The organism is Uliginosibacterium sp. 31-12, from assembly GCF_030548425.1.
Taxonomy (GTDB): Bacteria; Pseudomonadota; Gammaproteobacteria; order Burkholderiales; family Rhodocyclaceae; genus Uliginosibacterium; species Uliginosibacterium aquaticum.
Genome location: NZ_JAUOOA010000011.1, coordinates 66,259 through 85,010, shown reverse-complemented (window position 1 = coordinate 85,010; position 18,752 = coordinate 66,259). Strand labels below are relative to the sequence as shown.

At 60.8% G+C, this 18,752-nt stretch carries 17 protein-coding genes; 7 read left to right on the top strand and 10 right to left on the bottom strand.

The genetic code is table 11. The features are described 5' to 3' along the window. Positions 1–8: 8 nt before the first annotated feature. Positions 9–2,150, top strand: a complete 2,142-nt coding sequence (locus tag Q3Y64_RS17790) for a hypothetical protein (protein WP_303563938.1) — start codon at positions 9–11, stop codon at positions 2,148–2,150. A 110-nt stretch (positions 2,151–2,260) separates the two neighbouring features. After that, on the top strand, positions 2,261–3,385 hold the full coding sequence (locus Q3Y64_RS17785; protein WP_303563935.1) for a glycosyltransferase: 1,125 nt from the start codon (positions 2,261–2,263) through the stop codon (positions 3,383–3,385). Between the two features lie 173 nt (positions 3,386–3,558). Here Q3Y64_RS17785 and Q3Y64_RS17780 read toward each other — a convergent pair whose 3' ends face one another. Further along, the gene (locus tag Q3Y64_RS17780; protein WP_303563933.1) at positions 3,559–4,791 is read right to left on the bottom strand and encodes a D-amino acid dehydrogenase; all 1,233 of its coding nucleotides are present in this window, start codon (positions 4,789–4,791) and stop codon (positions 3,559–3,561) included. 221 nt (positions 4,792–5,012) lie between these two features. Between Q3Y64_RS17780 and Q3Y64_RS17775 the strand changes: the two genes are divergently transcribed. After that, the gene (locus Q3Y64_RS17775) at positions 5,013–6,626 is read left to right on the top strand and encodes a methyl-accepting chemotaxis protein (RefSeq protein WP_303563930.1); all 1,614 of its coding nucleotides are present in this window, start codon (positions 5,013–5,015) and stop codon (positions 6,624–6,626) included. A gap of 3 nt (positions 6,627–6,629) precedes the next feature. Here Q3Y64_RS17775 and Q3Y64_RS17770 read toward each other — a convergent pair whose 3' ends face one another. The 5 genes from Q3Y64_RS17770 to Q3Y64_RS17750 form a co-directional block, all read right to left on the bottom strand. Next, positions 6,630–7,499: a 1-acyl-sn-glycerol-3-phosphate acyltransferase gene (locus tag Q3Y64_RS17770; protein ID WP_303563928.1), complete on the bottom strand. Its 870-nt coding sequence runs from the start codon at positions 7,497–7,499 to the stop codon at positions 6,630–6,632. A 159-nt stretch (positions 7,500–7,658) separates the two neighbouring features. After that, positions 7,659–8,417: a GNAT family N-acetyltransferase gene (locus Q3Y64_RS17765; RefSeq protein WP_101941849.1), complete on the bottom strand. Its 759-nt coding sequence runs from the start codon at positions 8,415–8,417 to the stop codon at positions 7,659–7,661. A gap of 107 nt (positions 8,418–8,524) precedes the next feature. Next, complete coding sequence (locus tag Q3Y64_RS17760) at positions 8,525–9,058, bottom strand: hypothetical protein (RefSeq protein ID WP_303563923.1); 534 nt, start codon at positions 9,056–9,058, stop codon at positions 8,525–8,527. 19 nt (positions 9,059–9,077) lie between these two features. Next, entirely contained in the window at positions 9,078–10,013 is a 936-nt protein-coding gene (locus Q3Y64_RS17755) for a carbohydrate kinase family protein (RefSeq protein ID WP_303563920.1), read from the bottom strand. Positions 10,014–10,097: 84 nt separating this feature from the next. Beyond that, positions 10,098–10,466: a diacylglycerol kinase gene (locus Q3Y64_RS17750; RefSeq protein WP_101941847.1), complete on the bottom strand. Its 369-nt coding sequence runs from the start codon at positions 10,464–10,466 to the stop codon at positions 10,098–10,100. Positions 10,467–10,579: 113 nt separating this feature from the next. Between Q3Y64_RS17750 and Q3Y64_RS17745 the strand changes: the two genes are divergently transcribed. Then, positions 10,580–11,179: a DUF4254 domain-containing protein gene (locus Q3Y64_RS17745; protein WP_303563917.1), complete on the top strand. Its 600-nt coding sequence runs from the start codon at positions 10,580–10,582 to the stop codon at positions 11,177–11,179. A gap of 252 nt (positions 11,180–11,431) precedes the next feature. Beyond that, positions 11,432–12,478 (top strand): hypothetical protein, encoded by a 1,047-nt coding sequence (locus tag Q3Y64_RS17740; RefSeq protein WP_303563915.1) that lies wholly within the window; start codon positions 11,432–11,434, stop codon positions 12,476–12,478. Positions 12,479–12,520: 42 nt separating this feature from the next. On the opposite strand, the gene Q3Y64_RS17735 is transcribed toward Q3Y64_RS17740, so the two are convergent. From Q3Y64_RS17735 to Q3Y64_RS17720, 4 genes are read right to left on the bottom strand one after another with little or no spacing between them, the layout of a single operon-like run. Beyond that, positions 12,521–13,735: an FtsX-like permease family protein gene (locus Q3Y64_RS17735; RefSeq protein WP_303563913.1), complete on the bottom strand. Its 1,215-nt coding sequence runs from the start codon at positions 13,733–13,735 to the stop codon at positions 12,521–12,523. Continuing rightward, positions 13,728–14,417 carry an ABC transporter ATP-binding protein gene (locus Q3Y64_RS17730; protein ID WP_101941843.1) on the bottom strand — a complete coding sequence of 230 codons (690 nt, stop codon included), beginning with the start codon at positions 14,415–14,417 and terminating at the stop codon, positions 13,728–13,730. Before Q3Y64_RS17730 ends, Q3Y64_RS17735 begins: the two co-directional genes overlap by 8 nt. Before the next feature lie 4 nt (positions 14,418–14,421). Further along, positions 14,422–14,880, bottom strand: coding sequence for a hypothetical protein (locus tag Q3Y64_RS17725; protein ID WP_303563910.1), 459 nt, complete (start codon positions 14,878–14,880; stop codon positions 14,422–14,424). Between the two features lie 3 nt (positions 14,881–14,883). Continuing rightward, on the bottom strand, positions 14,884–16,659 hold the full coding sequence (locus Q3Y64_RS17720) for an alkaline phosphatase (RefSeq protein WP_303563908.1): 1,776 nt from the start codon (positions 16,657–16,659) through the stop codon (positions 14,884–14,886). Between the two features lie 172 nt (positions 16,660–16,831). On the opposite strand from Q3Y64_RS17720, the gene Q3Y64_RS17715 reads away from it, so the two are divergent. Both Q3Y64_RS17715 and Q3Y64_RS17710 read left to right on the top strand, forming a co-directional pair. Next, on the top strand, positions 16,832–17,860 hold the full coding sequence (locus tag Q3Y64_RS17715; protein ID WP_170020053.1) for a low specificity L-threonine aldolase: 1,029 nt from the start codon (positions 16,832–16,834) through the stop codon (positions 17,858–17,860). A gap of 160 nt (positions 17,861–18,020) precedes the next feature. After that, positions 18,021–18,638 carry an OmpW family protein gene (locus Q3Y64_RS17710; RefSeq protein WP_303563906.1) on the top strand — a complete coding sequence of 206 codons (618 nt, stop codon included), beginning with the start codon at positions 18,021–18,023 and terminating at the stop codon, positions 18,636–18,638. Positions 18,639–18,752 lie beyond the last annotated feature (114 nt).

Here is an 18,752-nt window from a genome sequence, read left to right as displayed (position 1 = left end):
ATCATTCTATGAACATTAAATTCTTTTCCGAGCAGGGTGGGCGCGCGTCAATGTTGCTTGGTGTGATTTTTAAGCGTCGCGATAATATTTGTTTGTTCTCAATTATCGCTGCCGCTGTGTCTGCGCATTTGTTTTACGCTTTGTGGGTTTCCAGAAGTGAAAGTTTTATTTACTACTGGGATTACACGTCCTTCTGGTTGTCTGCAAGAAATGTAGTGCAGAGCTTTCAGCAAGGCATTGTTGGTGGATTTGTGGCCTTGCTCCAGGGGCTAGACAGAGATGGCGTGACGACATTCGTCTCGATTCCGATCCTTCCTGTCATGGCTATTGCCGGCTTGGGTAGGGATGTATATGTAGCTTCGATTGAGGCAATTTATTCCATTGTTTTTTTTGTTGCGTGTGGCTGCCTTGTTTGTGAGATTTTAGTTCCTGAGCGCCGGCATAAGAATGCCGTTATTGCACTGACCTTACTAGCGGGATTTTTGTCGCCGTCCATTCATGGTTTGGCGATTCGTGGATATCCAGACATTGTTGCTTCCGCAGCCACCATATTTGCACTGGTGTGTTTTGCGCGGGATCCCGTGATTTCGCGCTTGCGTACCGCTGTAGTAGTTGGTTTGCTGCTGGGTGCTGCAATCGCTTGCAGAAGGCATTTCGTCTACACGATTTTTTCTATCTGGCTTTTGCTATTGATCTCTACGCTTGCAGCTTCGATAGGCAACGTCAAGAAGACCTGGCGCGGAACGGTTAAATCATTGCTTTGTTGTTTTTTTCCTGTCGCCAAAGCAGGTTTTTCTGTGTTTTTGACTGTGTCTTTTGTTCTGCTTTTGATGTTCGATGTTGTGATTAATAGCCTGAACAACCCCAAAGGCATCCTGTATGAGGCTTATGAGGTATCTCCAGGCCAAAATATATTAGAGTTTATCCGGATAATCGGACCAATGAATATCGTTTTCGCGTCAGCGGGATACATATGGTGCCTATTTCGGCCTGGGGTGTGGAAAAGGAGGCGCGTGCTATGCATTCCGATCATTACTGTTGTATGGGTTGGGGTCTGGGTAGGGCAGGTACGACAGGCAGGTTTTCACTATACTTCTGACGCATTGCAGGCTTATACGCTGATTGGAGTCTCGGCGTTGGCGGTCAATTTATGGTTGTGTAAGTCTTGGTTGCGAGGTGTCGGGCTGTTTGTCTGTTTTGTCCCTCTGTTTTTTCAATTTTTGGTGTGCAACCTGCGGCCAAGCATGGAGCAGGTTTTGAGCAGAGGGGTGCTGTCAGCGATGGCTGAACGGTTCTTTCCTTTGAGTCGTCCAGACTATGGCGCCCTAGTGCGGATAATATCCACGTTACGATCTCGGGAAGATTTGCGCAGCAATATATTGGTTGTTTCGTCCAGTGTGGATTTGAACGTGTCGACCATTCAAGAGGGGGAGTCTCAGCTCTTTCCGGATGAGAAGGAGCGACTGACTTTTGTACCGACATCTAACGTCGATAAGAGAGATCCTTCAATAATCTCGGGTTTGTTAAGCGCCAAATCTATTCTCGCTGTGTTCCCGAATCAATACAGCTTGCCGCCGGATCAGCAACGCAATATCACATTCGCATCGGAGCAGGTTGGCGGCGCATGGGCAAAAAAAAATGAAGTGGTAATTCAGGAGGATTTGATTTACGGAATCCGGGCTACGTTGTACAAACGAACAGCTTCGCCGAGCCTCGACGAGGCCCTGGAGTTGATCACTTCCGCAAAATTAGAAATTGGAAAAGAGAATGTTGGTAAAGAGGCTCTGTTTGTGATGGATTCGGACGATCCATGGGGTACATTCGGAACGGCTGGTATCGGCTTTGAGGCGCTGGAATACGGTGGTGTGAGGCTACGAACAGGGCATTCCCGGTTGATGTTGAATCCTGAATTTGGCGCGATAGCTTCGCTTCATGCCAAGACAGTCTCTCCTGAGTGCCCATCAGCGACTTTGGTGGCAAGGTATCGTTCCAGCCTCGGTGGGGGTTCAGAAAGTACTTTGAAGTTTGGCAGCAACGGTGTCACGATTCCGGTCGCCATCAATGGCGCCAGATTGCGGGAGTTTGATCTCAATTTACCGGAAGGCGTTTTGTCTGGCGTTTGCTATGCAGAAATTTCTGCCATTCGTTAAATTTAGTTCGTGGCATGACCTTGCTGCTTTTTCGCACATTACATTCTAATGACATGCATTTCAGTAACCATGCTCATGGTTAAATCCTATTCTTCCTGTGGTGTGCGAGCTTGAAAGTTCTCCACATTTACAGAACCTACTTCCCCGAAACTCAAGGGGGGTTGCAGGAGGCGATCCGTCAAATCGCCTGCGGCCTGTCGCGCGCCGGGGCGACATCGTCGGTTTTCACGCTGGCGAAGAAGCCGCGTCCGGATGTGCTGCGCATCGATGACGCGGAAGTGTTCCGCGCCAGGAGCGTGGTGGATGTGTCGTCGTGCGATATCGGTTCGCCGCTGAGCGTGCTGTGGTTTCGCCGGCTGGCCGCACGTGCCGATATCCTGAATTTCCACTACCCTTGGCCTTTCGGAGATGTGCTGGAGTTGTTGGGCAACCCCGGCAAGCCCTATGTGATCACCTATCATTCCGACATCGTTCGCCAGCGGGTGGCTGAAGCCATCTACGCGCCGCTGCGCTCGCATTTCGTGGCGGGGGCGAGTTCGATCATCACGACTTCGCCGGCCTATGCGCGCACCAGTGAGTACCTGTCGCGTACCGGGCGCTCGGTGGATGTGATTCCGTTGTCGATTGATCCCTCCGATATAAAGCCTGCCTCCGATGAGGTCGCCCAGATTTGGCAACGCCGCTTTCCGGAGCCGTTCTTCTTTTTTGTGGGGGTTCTGCGCTACTACAAAGGGCTGGAGTACCTCATTGAGGCCGCACGCATAACGGGGTTTAATGTGGTTATTGCTGGCGATGGCCCCGAGCGTGACCGGCTGCGCTATCTTGCGGCCGGACTGGGGAATGTGCACTTCCTGGGCCGGGTTTCAGATGAAGATAAGTTCGCCCTTATTCAGCAGTGTAGGGCTGTCGTGTTTCCATCGCACCTACGAGCTGAGGCCTTTGGCGTTTCTTTGCTGGAAGGAGCTGCCTTGGGTAAGGCGATGATCTCGACAGAAATCGGTACCGGGACGTCTTACGTCAATGTTCATGCTGAGACAGGCTTAGTCGTTCCGCCAGCGAATCCTGAGGCGTTTGCCGTGGCTATGCAGAATCTTATCGATAATCCAGAGGTCGCCGCACAATATGGGAAAGCAGCTCGCGAACGGTGTGTGCAAAAGTTCGATACAACGCAAGTGGGGCGTGCGTATATGAAGCTCTATGAGCGTGTTTTGGTTTCTCAGGCATTTCCAAAGTAGTCTGCCCTGCAAGCTTCCCTGCATAAGGGGGCGAGTGAGAGAATAGGCGCAGTTAGGTTTGCCGGATTTCTAATCCCGTCAGGCTTTGTTGCACAAATCACCTGCTCGCCAGCAGCTTGATCGCCAGGGCATCGGCCGTTACGATCATTCCGGTCCGGTGAACACCTGATTCTTCAGGGCCAACTTGTTAATCCATCAATGTGGTTGGCGAGTTTTCTGGCTGATCCCGCCGCCAGCGTCCACCCCAGGGTGCCGTGTCCAGTGTTGTAGTAGAGGTTGTCGTAGCCCAAACGGCCGATGATGGGGAGGTTGCTGGGGGTGGTGGGGCGCAGGCCGGCCCAGTAGTTGGGCTCGCTGGCATCGCAGGCGCCAGGGAAGAGGTCTTCTGCCCAGCGCAGCAGGGCGCCACAGCGCTCCGGATCCAGGTCGGTGTTGTAGCCGTTGAGCTCCGCTGTGCCGGCAATGCGCAGGCTGTCGCCGAGGCGGGAGCAGACGATGCGGCGGGATTCATCAGTGAGGCTGACCGTTGGTGCGCGGGAGGGATCTTTCAGTTTGAGGGTGGTGGAGTAGCCCTTGACCGGGTAGATCGGCAGCCGTTCGCCCAGTGACCTTACCAGCAAGGGGCTGTAGCTGCCAGCGGCGATGACGTAACTGTCGGCTCCGAGGGTTTCACGTTGCCCGTCGCGTTCGATCTCGATCCCGCCGACCCGGTTGTTGTCACGAATCAGGCTGCGGACGCGTGCGTTGAACAGGAACTCGACGCCGATGTCGCGACAGCGCTCAGTCAGTTCCGTGACGAAGCGCTGGGCATCGCCACTTTCATCCTCGCTTCCTAACATGCCGCCAACCAGACGCGTTTCAACGTGCGCGAGACTGGGTTCCTGATCCACACAGGCGGAGGGGGTGAGCATCTTCGAGGCGATGCCGAGCTCGCTCAGCACGCGTTGCTGGGCTTCGCCGTGGAGGTAGTTCTCCTTGGCGAAGTAGAGGTGCAAAACACCGCGCGAGAGACTGTTGTAGTGAATGTCGGTGGCTTCACGCAGGGCGCGCAGTTCGTGGCCACTGAATGCTGCCAGACGCGCAATAGCAAGGGTGTTGCGACGGGTGCGGTGGGGCAGGCATTCGTGCAGGAACTGCAACCCCCACTTGATGCGTGCGGCCTCGGCGGGCCAGCGGAAAAGCAGTGGGGCATCCTTGCGGCCTAGCCACTTCAGGATGGTGAGCGGTGCGCCGGGGTTGGCCCAGGGTTCGGGGTGGCTGATGGAGATCTGGCCACCGTTGGCAAAGCTGGTTTCGAGGGCGGGAGCGGCATTGCGCTCGATGACGGTAACGCTGTGACCGGCGGTACGCAGGTACCAGGCGGCTGTCACGCCGGCGAGTCCTGCACCAACGATAAGGATATGCATGGTGGGAAGCTACGGGTTCGGGCGCCGCCACGCAGCGGCAAGCGCGATTATTGCCGATTCCCGTCCGCGTGGTATGACCTGTGCCAAGTCGGGGCACTATGTCCTTAGGTTCAGGTGCTCCAATCTGTGATCAAGTCGTGACCCTGGTGAGCCGTAAAGCAGGCTGTTGATCCGCTTTGTCGGCGAAGGGCGCAAAAATGAAGATCAGAACGAAATTGCTCATGATCCTGCTGTTGGGGGCTGCGATCATTCTCGGCCAGGGGCTGTGCGGGCTGTGGCAGATGCAGCGCCTGGAGGGCAAACTGGATGCTGGCCTGGAAAGCCGGTTGGTGGCGGCTGAGCTGGAAAAGACCGGAGCGGAGGCGCAGGTGGCCTTCAAGACCCAGGTGCAGGAATGGAAGAACATTCTCATCCGGGGCAATGACAAGGCACTTTACGAGCGCTATCTCAAGCAGTTTGGAGAGGAGGAGGCTCGGGTGGCCAAGGCCCTGGCTATCCTGGATACGGGGATGCAGCGAGTGGGACTGGATGCTGCTCCAGTGCGCAAGGCGGATAGCGAACTCAAGGCCTTGGGTGAGAAATACCGCAGTGCTCTGCAGCAGTTCGATCCGGCCGATCCGGAAGCGGGCAAGAAGGTGGATGTGGCTGTACGTGGCATGGACCGAACCCTGGCTGCGGCAATGGCCGAGCTGGACAAGGTGATTGCGACCTACGCTCTTGAGCAGACCGAGCACTTCAGGGCGGAGGCCGCCAGCATCATGCATAACGCACAGTGGCTGACTGCGGCAGGCGTGGTGCTGGTACTGGCTGGACTGGCTGGGGTCGGCTGGTACCTGCTGCAATCGATCATGCGCTCGGTGTCCGGCCTGCGCAGCACCATGTTGCAGGTGGAGCAGGACTGGGATCTGACTCACCGCGCGCCGGTGAGCGGTAAGGATGAGCTGGCGGAATGCGGGGTAGCGCTTAATCAGATGCTCGAGCGTTTCCAGCAGATCGTGCGGGAGATCCACACACGAATGGATGAGCTTGCCCGGCAGACTGCGTCGATCGCCAGTGCGGTCGATCAAATGGGGCATTCGAGCAATGCCCAGAGCAGTGCGGCCAGTTCGGTGGCCGCAGCGGTCGAGGAGCTGACCGTCAGTGTCGGTCAGGTGGGTGATGCGGCGCAGGAAGCCGAGCAACTGGCAGGGTGCTCGCGCAACAGTGCGCGGAACGGGCACGGTGCTGTCGAGCAGGGCAATGCGCAGTTGCAACGCACCTCCTTGCGCGTGCATCAGACGGCTGCGGTACTCGAGGAGCTTGGAACGCGTTCTGACGCCATTTCCGGCATCGTGCAGACGGTGAAGGAAATTGCTGACCAGACCAATTTGCTGGCCCTGAACGCCGCCATTGAAGCGGCGCGAGCCGGTGAGCAGGGGCGTGGGTTTGCGGTGGTGGCCGACGAGGTGCGCAAGCTGGCGGAGAAAACCACCAGTTCAACCGCTCAGATCAATGCGCTGGTAAAACTCATCCAGGAAAGTTCGGTGCAGGCGATTGCCGATGTGCGCAGCGTGGTGCAGGCCTTCGAGGAGCAGTTGGGGCTGGCTTCGCAGGCTGAGCAGTCCATCGGTGAGATCAGTCAGGCCGCAGATCAGACCACCGAAGCCAGCATGCGCATCAATGCTGCCTTGCGCGAGCAGAGTTCGGCCAGCCAGCTGATTGCGCAGCAGGTCGAGCAGATTGCCAGCATGTGCGAGGAGAGCAACGGCGCGGCACAATCCGTGGACCACAATGCGCGCAGCCTGGATCAGCTGGCTGTGGCGCTGGTGGAGACGGTGCGGCGTTTTCGCGTCTGAAGCTCAGCCAGCTACGGCCGGTAAGGCTTCTGACAAGGGTTCGGTGGACTCGGTCGGCGCCAGTTGGGCTTGTGGCGTGAAGCCCAGCGCGCAGGCAATGATCTGCTCACTCTGGCTGGCCAGTTCGCGCCGGCTCTTGCTTGGTTCCAAGGGGCTCAGTACCTGCAGCCGCGCACGCAGACCTGAAGCACTGGCAATCGCGAGCATGCTTGCGCCAAAACTGATGTCACCATCGTAAGCTGGCGCAAGGCTGAGTTCATCGTGCCGGCCGAGGTAGCGCAAGCCCAGCGGCTGGACCCCTGACGCTGCCTCCACTGCCGCTTCAAACAACGCCGGGCGAAAAGGCAGCATGGCGTGGCCTTGAGTGGTGGTGCCTTCCGGGAACACCGCAATGCGCTCGCCCTCGCGCAGGCGCTGGGCCATTGCTGCGGCAGAACGGGCGGCAGCTGCGCGGTTGCCGCGCTCGATGAAGAGTGTGCCCGTATGCGCCACCAGCCAGCCCAGTGCGGGCCAGGCACGTACGTCATCCTTGCAGACGAAGGTGGTAGGGGCTATGGCATTGATCACGAATACGTCCAGCCAGGAGATGTGATTACACACCACCAGGCTTTGCGGCGGGATCTCCTCCGTGGGGGCTTCGAGCGTTACGCCCAGCGAGTCGACCAGGAAGGCTGCCCACAGTTGTTTGACACGCCGCTGGCGAGAGGCCGACCAGAATGGGAAGAGGAAGCGCACGATGAGCAGGCCGCCGAGTACCAGGATGACGACTTGGGTCAGACGCCAGGTGGTGCGCAGGGCGCGAAAGGGGGCGGTGAATGCGCTGCGGAGCGTTTGGAGGGACGCGGGCGAGGCGGGGGCCTGAGACGTGGTCATGTTTTGATCAAGGGCGGCTGCCCATTTACGTTTTTGGGGGCGGGCGCAAGGGCCGACATGGCGCCTGAGCGTACTGTGGCTCGGTGCCGCCCCGTTTTCCGCTCGGGGCCAACCTGGTGTGAGGCCGGTAGCCCGAGCGGATGATCCGGGGGCGCGCGCTCAAGCGCCCTGGCGTTCCACGAAGTGCTTGGCGTAGCGCGCATCGACGCGTGCCATGTTCAGCAGGATCAGCAGATCGGCGGTATTGAAGTCCGGATCCCAGGCCGGTGCGCCGCACACCTGAGCACCTGCGCGCAGATAGCCCTTGAGCAGCGGCGGGATTTCGGCGCGTGCTTCGCTGGCCAGCATTTCGACCGGCAAAGGATGGCGCGGGAAAACGTGGTATTCCACCGGTGCCAGCTTGTCTGCCAGCGCCTGGAATATATTCGCCGCGTTATGGCCACCGTCGGCCATACCGATCGAGGCGCATCCCATCATGTATTCGTAGCCACCGCTCTGCATGAAGCGGGCAAGGCCGTTCCACAGCAGGGTGATCACGGCGCCGGTACGGTATTCGGGATCGATGCAGGAGCGGCCGACCTCGACCAGATTCGGGCGCAGATGCTGCAGGCGGGTCAGATCGAATTCGGTTTCGGAGTAGTAACCGCCGATCTTGCGTGCCGCTTCCGGGGTAAGGATGCGGTAGGTGCCGACGATGCGGCCATGCGCTTCATCACGCACGATCAGGTGCTGGCAGTAAGCATCGAAATGATCGCGGTCCACACCCGGGGTACGCGGGTTGAGGCGGGCGCCCATCTCTTCGGCAAAGACGCGGTAGCGCAGTTTCTGCGCGGCCAGGATTTCGGATTCGGTGGCCGCGAGGCCTACCCACAGCGAGCGGGACTTTTGTTCGGAGGTTTGCGGGCTGACACGCAACATGATTTTGATCCTCGAGTGGCTGCAGGGCTCATGCCTGCCGTGCCACTCTAGGAGGATCGTGTTGCGTGCCGGTTACCGGCTGGTTGCGCGGAAATTACACCGCGCTTTCAGAGGCTGGTGGCGCTGCCCTTGCTGTCTTTGGCCGGGCTGGGGGCAGGGGCAGGAGCAAGCGGTGCGGTGGCCGGAGAGACGCGGGTTTCACCACTGCTCTGGAGTACGCGCACATGGTCACCCGGGGCGAACTTGTCTTCCTTGCCGATCCCCTGCACTACCACCATGGTTTCACCGCTGGTCATGCGGACGGTGAGTTCCCAGGCATTTTCGCGGGTATAGCCTTCCTCGGTCGCCGCACCGGCCACGCCGCCGACGACGGCACCGACAATCCCGGCGACGATAGCGCCGCGTCCGTCACCAATGCCGCTGCCGGCCACGCCGCCGATGGCAGCTCCGCCCAGTGCGCCGAGGCCGCTCTTGGTTCCTTCCAAGCGAACCTTGCGCACCTCGAGCAAGGTGCCTTCGCGGTAGCTGATCGGCCGCCGTGCTTCTGCGCGTGAATACACATCCCCGGCCTTGCTGCTGGCGCAGCCGGCGGAGAGCACTGCGGTGGCGATCAGGGCGAGGATCAGGAGCGGGTTCTTCATCTGCGGCTTTCCTTCGTGCTTACCAGGGGGCGCTGCCGTAAGCCTTGGCGTAGCGGGCGGCGATCTCATCCCGGCTCGGGTTGTAGTTCTGGCCCCCCCGGCTGGCGATCTTGAGAGCGCCCATGGTCGAGGCCAGGCGCGTGGACTTTTCCAGATCCCAGCCGTTCGAGAGGCCGTAGAGCAGGCCGCCGCGATGGGCATCGCCGCAGCCGGTCGGGTCGACGATGTCGTCGGCCGTTACGCCGGCGACTTCAATGACGCGGCCTTCGGTGTAGATCCGGGATCCTTGCGCACCGAGTGTGACCACCAGCCCCTGCAAACGTTCCGCCAGTGCCTCGAGGGAGAGCCCCGTCTTTTCGCAGACGAGCCTGGCCTCGTAATCGTTGAGGGTGCACCAGGTTGCCAGATCCAGACATTCAAGCAGCTCGTCGCCGGAGAACATCGGCAGGCCCTGGCCCGGATCGAAGATGAAGGGCAGGCCGGCAGCAGCGAAACCGCGTGCGTGGTGGAACATGCCGTCGCGGCCGTCCGGCGACACGATGCCGATTTTGATGCCCTCTGCGTCGCGCACACTATTGCGGTGCGAGAAGCTCATTGCGCCTGGGTGGAATGCGGTGATCTGGTTGTCGTCCAGATCGGTGGTGATGAACGCCTGGGCGGTGAAGCTCTCCGGCACCTGACGGATGTGGCGGGTGCCGATGCCCTGTTCTTTGAGGCGGGCCAGGTAGGGAGCGAAATCGTCGCCCACGGTGGCCATGATCTGCGGCTCTCCACCCAGCAGTTTCAGCGACCAGGCGATGTTGCCGGCGCAGCCGCCAAAATCGCGGCGCATTTCCGGCACCAGGAAGGATACGTTCAGGATGTGGATCTGCTCGGGCAGGATGTGTTTCTTGAACTGGGAATGAAACACCATGATGGTGTCGTAGGCCATCGAGCCGCAAATGAGGACGGACATGGTCGGAATCCGGGTGTAAAAGTGCGCGGATTGTAGCGCATGGTCGCCGCCAGGCCTGTCAGGGTATTTGCCGGGCGTCAGCCCCTAGCCGAAAAACACCAACCCCCACACTGCAGCCAGATTGATGAGGGTGATCAGCACGGCGGCGCTGCCGATATCCTTGGCGCGCTTGGCGAGCTCGTGGCGCTCCAGCGAGACGCGATCCACCACGGCCTCGACCGCCGAGTTGAGTAATTCCACAATCAGTACCAGCAGCACACAGGCGATCAGCAAGGCCTTTTCCGGGCCGCTGCGGGCAGAGAGCAGGGCGAAGGGGATCAGCAGAATGGCCAGCAGCACTTCCTGCCGGAAGGCGTCTTCGAGTTTGTAGGCAGCGCGGAGGCCGTCCAGCGAATAGTTGAAGGCATTCCAGATGCGGACGATGCCAGTCTTGCCTTTGAAGGGACTTTCCATTTGGGTAGGCTTCTCCATGCGGGGCTGCCAGCGTATGGCGCCCGTGTTACGGCACGCTTACCGCAGCAGGGCGTAGAATGCCGCACCTCCGATTGAATGCACAGAGCCGCACTATGACCAAGCTGATCGATAGCGCCGAAATCATTGCTTTCCACGATGCCTGCGTGGCCAACCGCAGCTGGGCCAAATCCGAGCCGGCCCGCTTTGCTGAAGGCCTGTGGCAATTCCTGGAACTGAATCACCGCTTCAACAACCTGCTCTGGGACGAAGAGGATCTGGCCCGCCGCAAGGACGTGGCCGATAGCGAAATCGCCGCCAACAAGCGCGCCATCGATGGCTACAACCAGAAGCGTAACGATGCCATCGAGCGCATGGACGAAGTCTTCCTCTCCGCCCTGCCGCCGGCAGTGACGGGCAGCCGCCTGAATTCCGAAACGGCGGGCAGCATGATCGACCGCATCTCCATCCTCGGACTTAAGGTCTTCCACATGGGCGAGCAGACCCGGCGCAGCGATGCTTCGGCCGAGCACATCGCGACCTGTGAAGCCAAGCTCGCCCGCCTGCGCGAGCAGCGCGCCGACCTGGCCGCCTGCCTGGAGCAACTGCTGGCCGACTGTGCCGCCGGCGTGGCGCATTACAAGGTCTATCGGCAGTTCAAGATGTACAACGATCCGACCCTGAACCCCTATCTCTACGGGGGCAAGAAGAGCTGATCCGGATGCTGTAGCGCAACAACAGGGCCGCTCCATGGAGCGGCCCTGTTGTTTTCGGATGGGCGTTTCTCGCTTCTGATGGACGTCCAGGATCTGGTGTCGGGCGCTTCTTGATGCTGGTCATGCCCGGCGCGAAAAGCGTGATGGGAGAGGGTTTTCCGCCGCGTCAGGGGCTGTCGATTGAGGCTCTGAACACCTATCCTGACGAAGTGGTTTTGCGTGTGCAAACGACGATCCGGAGCGGAGTTTTTCATGAAGAGAATGATCAGTCTGGTGCTGGCCCTGATGGCGGCCGCACTCCTTACGCCGTGTCTCGCGGCCGAACCTGCTGCGGCGCAGAGCAAACCTGCTGGCGCGCGTATCGAGATGGGCGTGGGGCACTTCAACCGGGATGGCAAGGCCTTCCATTACTGGGACCAGGCGGCTGAAATTCCCGCCGGCTGCGCCCGCTGCCATGCGGCTCAGGGTGTGCCGGAATATCTGGCGAATGGCAAGAACGCCCCGGCCAAGCAGGTGAAGAATGCCTATGCCTGCACCAACTGCCATGCCGACATGCTCAGCTACGAGCGTCACAAGGTCAGCAAGGTCACCTTCGCCAGCGGGCTGGAAGTGGATGCCGGCCTCAATGACGCCAACCTGTGCATGACCTGTCACCAGGGGCGTGAGTCCACGGCCAGTGTGAACAAGGCGATTGCCGGCAAGGTACTCGACACGCCGGATCCGGCGCTGGCCTTCATCCATGTGCATTACTTCCCGGCGGGCGCCACGCTCTTCGGCACCCAGGCCAAGGTGGCTTACGAGTTTGCAGGCAAGACCTATGACGGGCGCTACAAGCATCCCAAGCAGCTGGATAACTGTCTGGCTTGCCACGACCCGCACAGCGGCCACGCCAAGGTTGAGAAATGTGACAGCTGCCATACCGACAAGGGCGACCGCATCGCGGACTACCGCAGCGAGTTGAAGCAGAGCATGGATGCGCTGTATGCCGGCATCCAGCAGTATGCGATCAAGGTCGGAGGTGTGCCCTTGGCCTACTCTTCCAAGGCCTCTCCCTACTGGTACACCGACAGCAATGGCAATGGTGTGGTGGATGACGATGAACTCAAGCCGACGAACAGCTACAAGGCTTATACGCCGCGTCTGCTGCAGGCCGTGTTCAACTACACCTTCCTGTTGCGCGACCCTGGTGCTGCTTTCCACAACCGCAGCTACGCCGGGCAGATCGTTCATGACTCGCTGGAGAGTCTCGCTGTGAGCGGGCAAGCTGGCGTGAACATGAAAGGCCGGACCCGCCCCTGAGGCCTTCCGGATGCTGAAAAAGCCCGCCGCGTGCGGGCTTTTTCATGCCTTCAAGCCTGTGGCTACCGGTCGGCGGAGGGACAGCCAGGCCGGCAGGACTGCAATCAGCAGTCCGGCGGCTGCGAGTGCGCTGGCGAGCAGGAGCTCCTCGCTGCCAAGGGATACTGGCATTGCAAAACCCATGCGCGGAGCGATCCACTGCATCAGCAGCCACGAGGCGGCGTAGCCCAACAGCAGGCCGAGGGCTGCGCCGCCAGCCACCAGCAGGCTCACTTCGAGCCAGATCACGCTGAACACGTAGTGGCTGCCGGCGCCGATGGCGCGCAGCACGGCGAACTGGCGGGCGCGGGCGAGAAAACCGACGAGCAGAGACATCAGTACCGCGATCACGACGAGGACTTGGCTGGCTAGCGCCAGGATCGACATCAGATCGCGCACATCGCCCAGCGTGCTGTAGAGCTCGTTGAGCACTTCGGCGGGAAACAGCGCCATGCTCTCGTTCGTGCGCAGCTGGCCGCGCAGACCGTAAGCTGCGGCGACCGATTCGGGCTTGATGGCAATGGCCGGTACGCCCGGCACCCGGGTGGCATCCCAGGGCGGCCCGATCTGCGTGCTGCCTGGCGGGTGACCCGAAGGTAGTTCATGCACGGCCCATACATCTTCGACGGGTACGAGGATGGCGTTGTCCCACACGTTATGCCGTGCGGGCAGGCGACCGACCACGGTGTAGGCGAGCTCATGTTCGTGGCCCTCCTCATCGTCGTCATGGTGATGGGCGCCATGTTCCGGGTGTATCCGGGCTCCGATTGCCAGCGGCACCTGGGCGCCGATCACCGCTTCGCCGCGCTGGCGAAACGGGTGCCCCTCAAGCGGCGGCAGGCGTCCGCCACGACTGGCGAAGTCCTCGGTCGTGCCCACGATGGGATGGCCTTGCCAGTTATCGCCGAACGCGATTGGCGCGGCATAGCGTATGCCGCGCGCCGTACTGGTTTTGACGAGCACTTCGCCGCTCACCAGAGGGATCGACTGCAGCTTCAGATAGACGCTGGTCAGCACCAGTTGGGTGGGGCTGCCGGGCGCGCCGACGAGCAGGTCGAAATCGTCCGCCGCACGCGCACTGCCCTGGCGCAGCGCGCGCTCCTGCGCAATGACGGCCACCCCGATGGCGACTGCGAGGGCGATCAGGGCGAGGGTGATGCCGACCAGCAGACGGTTGCGGCGGTAGTCGGCGAGCACGACGGGCAGGGGATTAAACATGGGCGGCCTCCGCAGCCTGCAGCGTGCCACTGCGCAGTTCGAGCACGCGATCCATGCGGCGGAGCAGCGCACTTTCGTGGGAAACGACGATCAGCGTGGCACCGTGCTCGCGCACCAGTCCGCAGAGCAGGTCGGCGATGATTTCGCGGTTTTCCGGGTCAAGGCTGGCCGTGGGTTCATCGGCCAGCACCACCGGCGGAGCGAAGAGCAGCGCACGGGCCACGGCGACACGCTGGCGCTCGCCGCGTGAGAGCAGTTCCGCACGTCTTGTTGGCTCCGCAATGCCAACCCGGCTGAGCAGACGGGTTGCCCGCGAACGCAGTGCGGGGGCGATGCGCCAGCCAGTGAAGCTGGCGGGCAGGAGCACGTTGTCCAGCGCCGAAAGGCCTTCGACGAGGTGAAAGTCCTGGAACACGAGCCCGAGCTTTTGCTGGCGCCAGCGCGTCAGCCCTGCACCTGGTAACGCGGTGATATCCGTGTCGTCCCACACGATGCTGCCGGTAGTGAGTGGCTCAATACCGGCGAGGCAGTGTAGCAGCGTGGTCTTGCCTGCGCCGGAGGCGCCACGGATGCCCAGCATGTGGCCGGCGGTGAGTTCGAGGCGGTCGAGGGCGAAAAGATCGGCGGTTTGGCCGGTAAAGCGGAAGCGCAGGCCGGTGGCGCGCAGGGTGCCGGTGTTCATGGGTTCAGCGAAGCTTGTTGAAGCTGGCATCGCGGATGCGCAGCTGGCTGACGAAGCCGGTCGCGGGGTCGGTATGGCTGCCGACTTCCAGCGTGCCTTCGACTTCGATGCGTTCGGAGAAATTGGTGGGGACCACCGTCTTGCTGGCGTAGATGACCACGATGTCGACCGGCCATTCAGCGTCGGAAGAACAGAAGGGGCAGATCGACACTGGCTCGCGCGTGAGCACGAAGAATTTGCTTTCGGGCTTGAGCGGCGGCGCCATGTAGCCGCGCAGGCGCACGCTTTGGCCCTTGAGCGCCAGAGTGCGCTCGGCGAACTTGAGGCCCAGCACGGTATTGGATTTGTAGAGTCCGTCAAAACTCAGGAGCTCGGCCGCACGCAAGAGCGGGCTGGCGAGCAGGACTGCCAGGCCAAAGAAAAACCGGCGGCGTGAGCCGCCGGCAAACTGCGAGGAGAACATTGCTTACTTCTTGCCCGTTGCAGCGGGCTTGCCGAGTGCCAGCGCCTCGGCGATCACGCGGAATAGATCCGTGTTTTCCATCTGGCCATGCACGGCCGCCGAGCCGGGGCCGCCAGCGGTGAGCACCACGTCATCACCGGTATGTACGCCCTGGTTGGCGCCACGCGGGCCGACGTTGGGCAGGTTGCCGGTGCGGAATACTGCGCCCGGCACATCCTTGTATTTCTCGTTGGCCACCATCACGCCATCGGCATTCTTGATTGCCGGCACGTTCTCACCGTCCAGGTAGGGGCGGAAGGTTTCGTAGTAATCCGGCGTGTTGGCGAACACCAGACGCAGGCGCTTGGAAACGTCGACCTTCTCCGGATAGCCCTCGGCATTTGGCGCCGGGTAGTTCGGGAAACCGGCATCTTCATAGGTGCCGATCTTGTTGCGCATGTCGTTGCCCGCAGCATCGTCATTCACCGTGCCGACCACGCTCACGCCGTGGCTGTGATCTGCCGTCACCAGGATCAGGGTGTTGTTGCCGTTGGCCTTGCTCCAGCGCTTGGCTTCGGCGACCGCCTTGTCGAGCATGATCGTGTCGTAGATGGCGCGTTCGGCATCCATCGAGTGCGAGTACTTGTCGATGCGGGCAGATTCGACCATCAGCACGAAGCCCTTCTTGTTGCGCGACAGGATCTTGATCGCGGCCTTCATTTCTTCGACCACATCCGGCTGATCCGGGAACTTGCTGACCGAGCCCTTCTTGAGGAACTTCAGGTCCAGCGCGCCATCGATGTTGCCGGTGTTGTAGAGGCCCAGCAGGCGGGTGGTTTTCTTGTCGTCAGCCGCGGCGGCCATTTCGGCCTTGGTGGTGGCGAAAGCGTAACCTGCACCCTTGAATTGCTCGATGTAATCCACCTCGTCGGTGCGCTTGGAACCCGGCGTGGTTTTCGGCAGGAAGTTCGGCGAGCCACCGCCCATGATCACGTCGATCTTCGAGTCGTAAAACATCTTGACGATGTCATTGAAGTCGGAGCGGCGACGAGTATGCGCGACCATCGATGCAGGCGTTGCGTCTTCGATCTCGGAGTTGGTCACGGCGCCCACGGCGTAGCCCTGGCGCTTTGCCAGCTCACCGAGGGTTTCGACTTTCGGGTGATCCAGCGAGTTGGCGGCGCGCGAGCAATACACGCCGAGCGCATTCACGCAGCTCTTGTGACCGGTGGTGTAGGCGTGGGCGGCGTTGGCCGAGTCGGTGATGATCGAATCGGTGCCCTGGGTGCTGAGGAGCGCCATGGCCGGCAGTTCGTCCATGGCCAGCTTGCCCTTGAGTTTGCCGTCTTCAATGCCTTGCGACAGGATGCGCGCCGCAGTGCGGTGGGCGACGGAGAAGCCGTCACCAATGAAGAGGATCACGTTCTTCGCGGCAGGCTTGGCCGGCGTGGCGTAGACGTTCCACACCACCTTGCGGGTGTTCGTGCCGTCCGAGGCTTCGACGCTGTACTGGCCCGGTCTGGTGAGCGTTACGTCACGCAGGATCAGGCTGGAGGCGCCCTTGCCGGTTTCGTCCGGGATCAGGCTGGCGGACTTGCCGAGCAGCTTGTGATAGTCCTGCCCGTTGAGGGTCAGTTTTACGCTGGCGGCATCGACCGTGCCGGGGAACTCGACCTTCAGGTCGAAGCGCGAACCGGCGAGAATTTCGGCGCGATTGATCGGGTAGAGGGTCTGCGCAGCGGCAGGCAGGCAAACGGCGGCGAGCAGGGCGGCCGCGACGGGAAGGCGGGCAAAACGCATGGATGTGTTCCTTGTGAAGAGCGAGAGCGACATCCGGCAGGGTATGTGTTACAGGTTAAACATTTTTGACAGACGCCCGTCATTTAGCGGTAACCGCTTCGTCATCTCTCGAGGCAGGCCGCTCGCCGGTGGATAATGTTTGGCTTGTGATCAGCCTGTAGCGGAGATTTTCATGGCCCAGCACTTTGCCAGCGACAACTATGCCGGGATCTGCCCGGAGGCCTTTGCCGCCTTTGCCGAAGCAAACTCAGACCACGCCATGGCCTATGGCGATGATGAGTGGACCCGGCGCGTATCGGATCGCATGCGTGCGATCTTCGAAACCGATTGCGACGTGTACTTTGTCTTCAACGGCACGGCGGCCAATTCGCTTGCGCTGGCCTCGCTGTGCCAGTCCTACCACAGTGTGATCTGCCATGAGGCGGCACATGTGATGACGGATGAGTGCGGGGCGCCGGAGTTTTTCTCCAACGGCGCCAAGCTGCTGGCGGCCGCGGGCGAGTTTGGGCGGATCAGCCCGGACGAGGTGACGCGTCTGGTCGAGCGCCGCAGCGATATCCACTACCCGAAGCCGCGTGTGGTGACGCTCACCCAGGCGACCGAGCTGGGCACCTTGTATCGCCCCGAGCAGATCGCGGCGATCAGCGAGCGGGCGCGCCAGTATGGCCTGCGCGTGCACATGGATGGCGCGCGCTTTGCCAATGCGGTGGCCTCGCTGGCGGTGAAGCCGGCGGACATCACCTGGCGTGCCGGCGTGGATGTGCTGTGCTTCGGCGGCACCAAAATGGGTTTGCCGGTGGGTGAGGCGGTGGTGTTCTTCGACCGGCGCCTGTCCGAAGATTTCGCCTATCGCTGCAAACAGGCCGGCCAGCTGGCGTCCAAGATGCGTTTTCTGGCTGCGCCCTGGCTGGGCATGCTGGAGGATGGTGCCTGGCTGCGCCGTGCCGCGCATGCCAATGCGATGGCCGAGCGTCTCTCGCGTGGGCTGGCAGACTTGCCGGGGCTGCGCCTGATCGCGCCAACTGAGGCCAATGGTGTGTTCGTGGACTTGCCGGCCGAGGTCGCGGCGGGCCTGCGTCGGCGTGGCTGGCGCTTCTACGATTTCATCGGTAGTGCGGCACGCTTCATGTGCGCCTGGGATATCGAGGCGGAAACCGTGGATGCGCTGCTGGAGGATGCACGTTCCCTGTGTGAGGCTTGAGCTTTCCCTGCGGGAAAGCGTGTAGGGGCAATTCCCATTCTTGCGAAAAGGTCTTTTTGATTAAGATCAACTCCGCAATTTGAGGGGCGCGGAGAGGGGCGTGCAGGAGCGCCCTTCTTCAGCGACGGAAATGTTTGCCCAACCTACAGAGGAGAGACTCATGAACAAGAAGATGCTGGCGGCCGTGTTTGCCCTGCTGGCGGCTACGGCCATGCCTGCCGCACATGCCGAGGAGAGCCCGTGGTTGCTGCGGGTGCGCGCGGTCTATGTTGATTTCGATAACAAGCAGTCCGACGGTTTGCCGCTGGGGGGCTCGACCGCCATTGAGGCGAAGAGCCGCTGGATTCCTGAGTTCGATATCAGCTACTTCTTCACCAAAAATATCGCCACCGAACTGGTGCTGACTTATCCGCAGGAAGTCGACATCAAGGTGGGGGGCAGCAAGCAGGGCACGATCAAGGCCTTGCCGCCTTCGCTGCTGCTGCAGTACCACTTCACTGATCTGGGGGCTTTCAAGCCTTATCTTGGGCTGGGCCTGAACTACACCCTGTTCTCGGATCGCAGCAATATCCTTGGCGGGGCGGCCGAAGTCGAAAGTTCCAGTATCGGGCTGGCGGCTCAAGCGGGGCTTGACTTTGCCCTGAGCCGGAACTGGTCATTGAACCTGGATGTGAAATACCTCCAGATGGATACCGACGTGAAAGTGGGCGGCACCAAGGTTGGCAATGTGGGTCTGAACCCGATCACCTGGGGCCTCGGGGTGGGTTACCGCTTCTGAATGCTCTTTTGTCTGAGACTAGAAAGGCGCCTGCGGGCGCCTTTTTGCATGCCGGCGGATGGGCTTGAGGGTGTGTGCGTTGCTGTTGCAGTGAGGATTGACGCAGACTTGAGG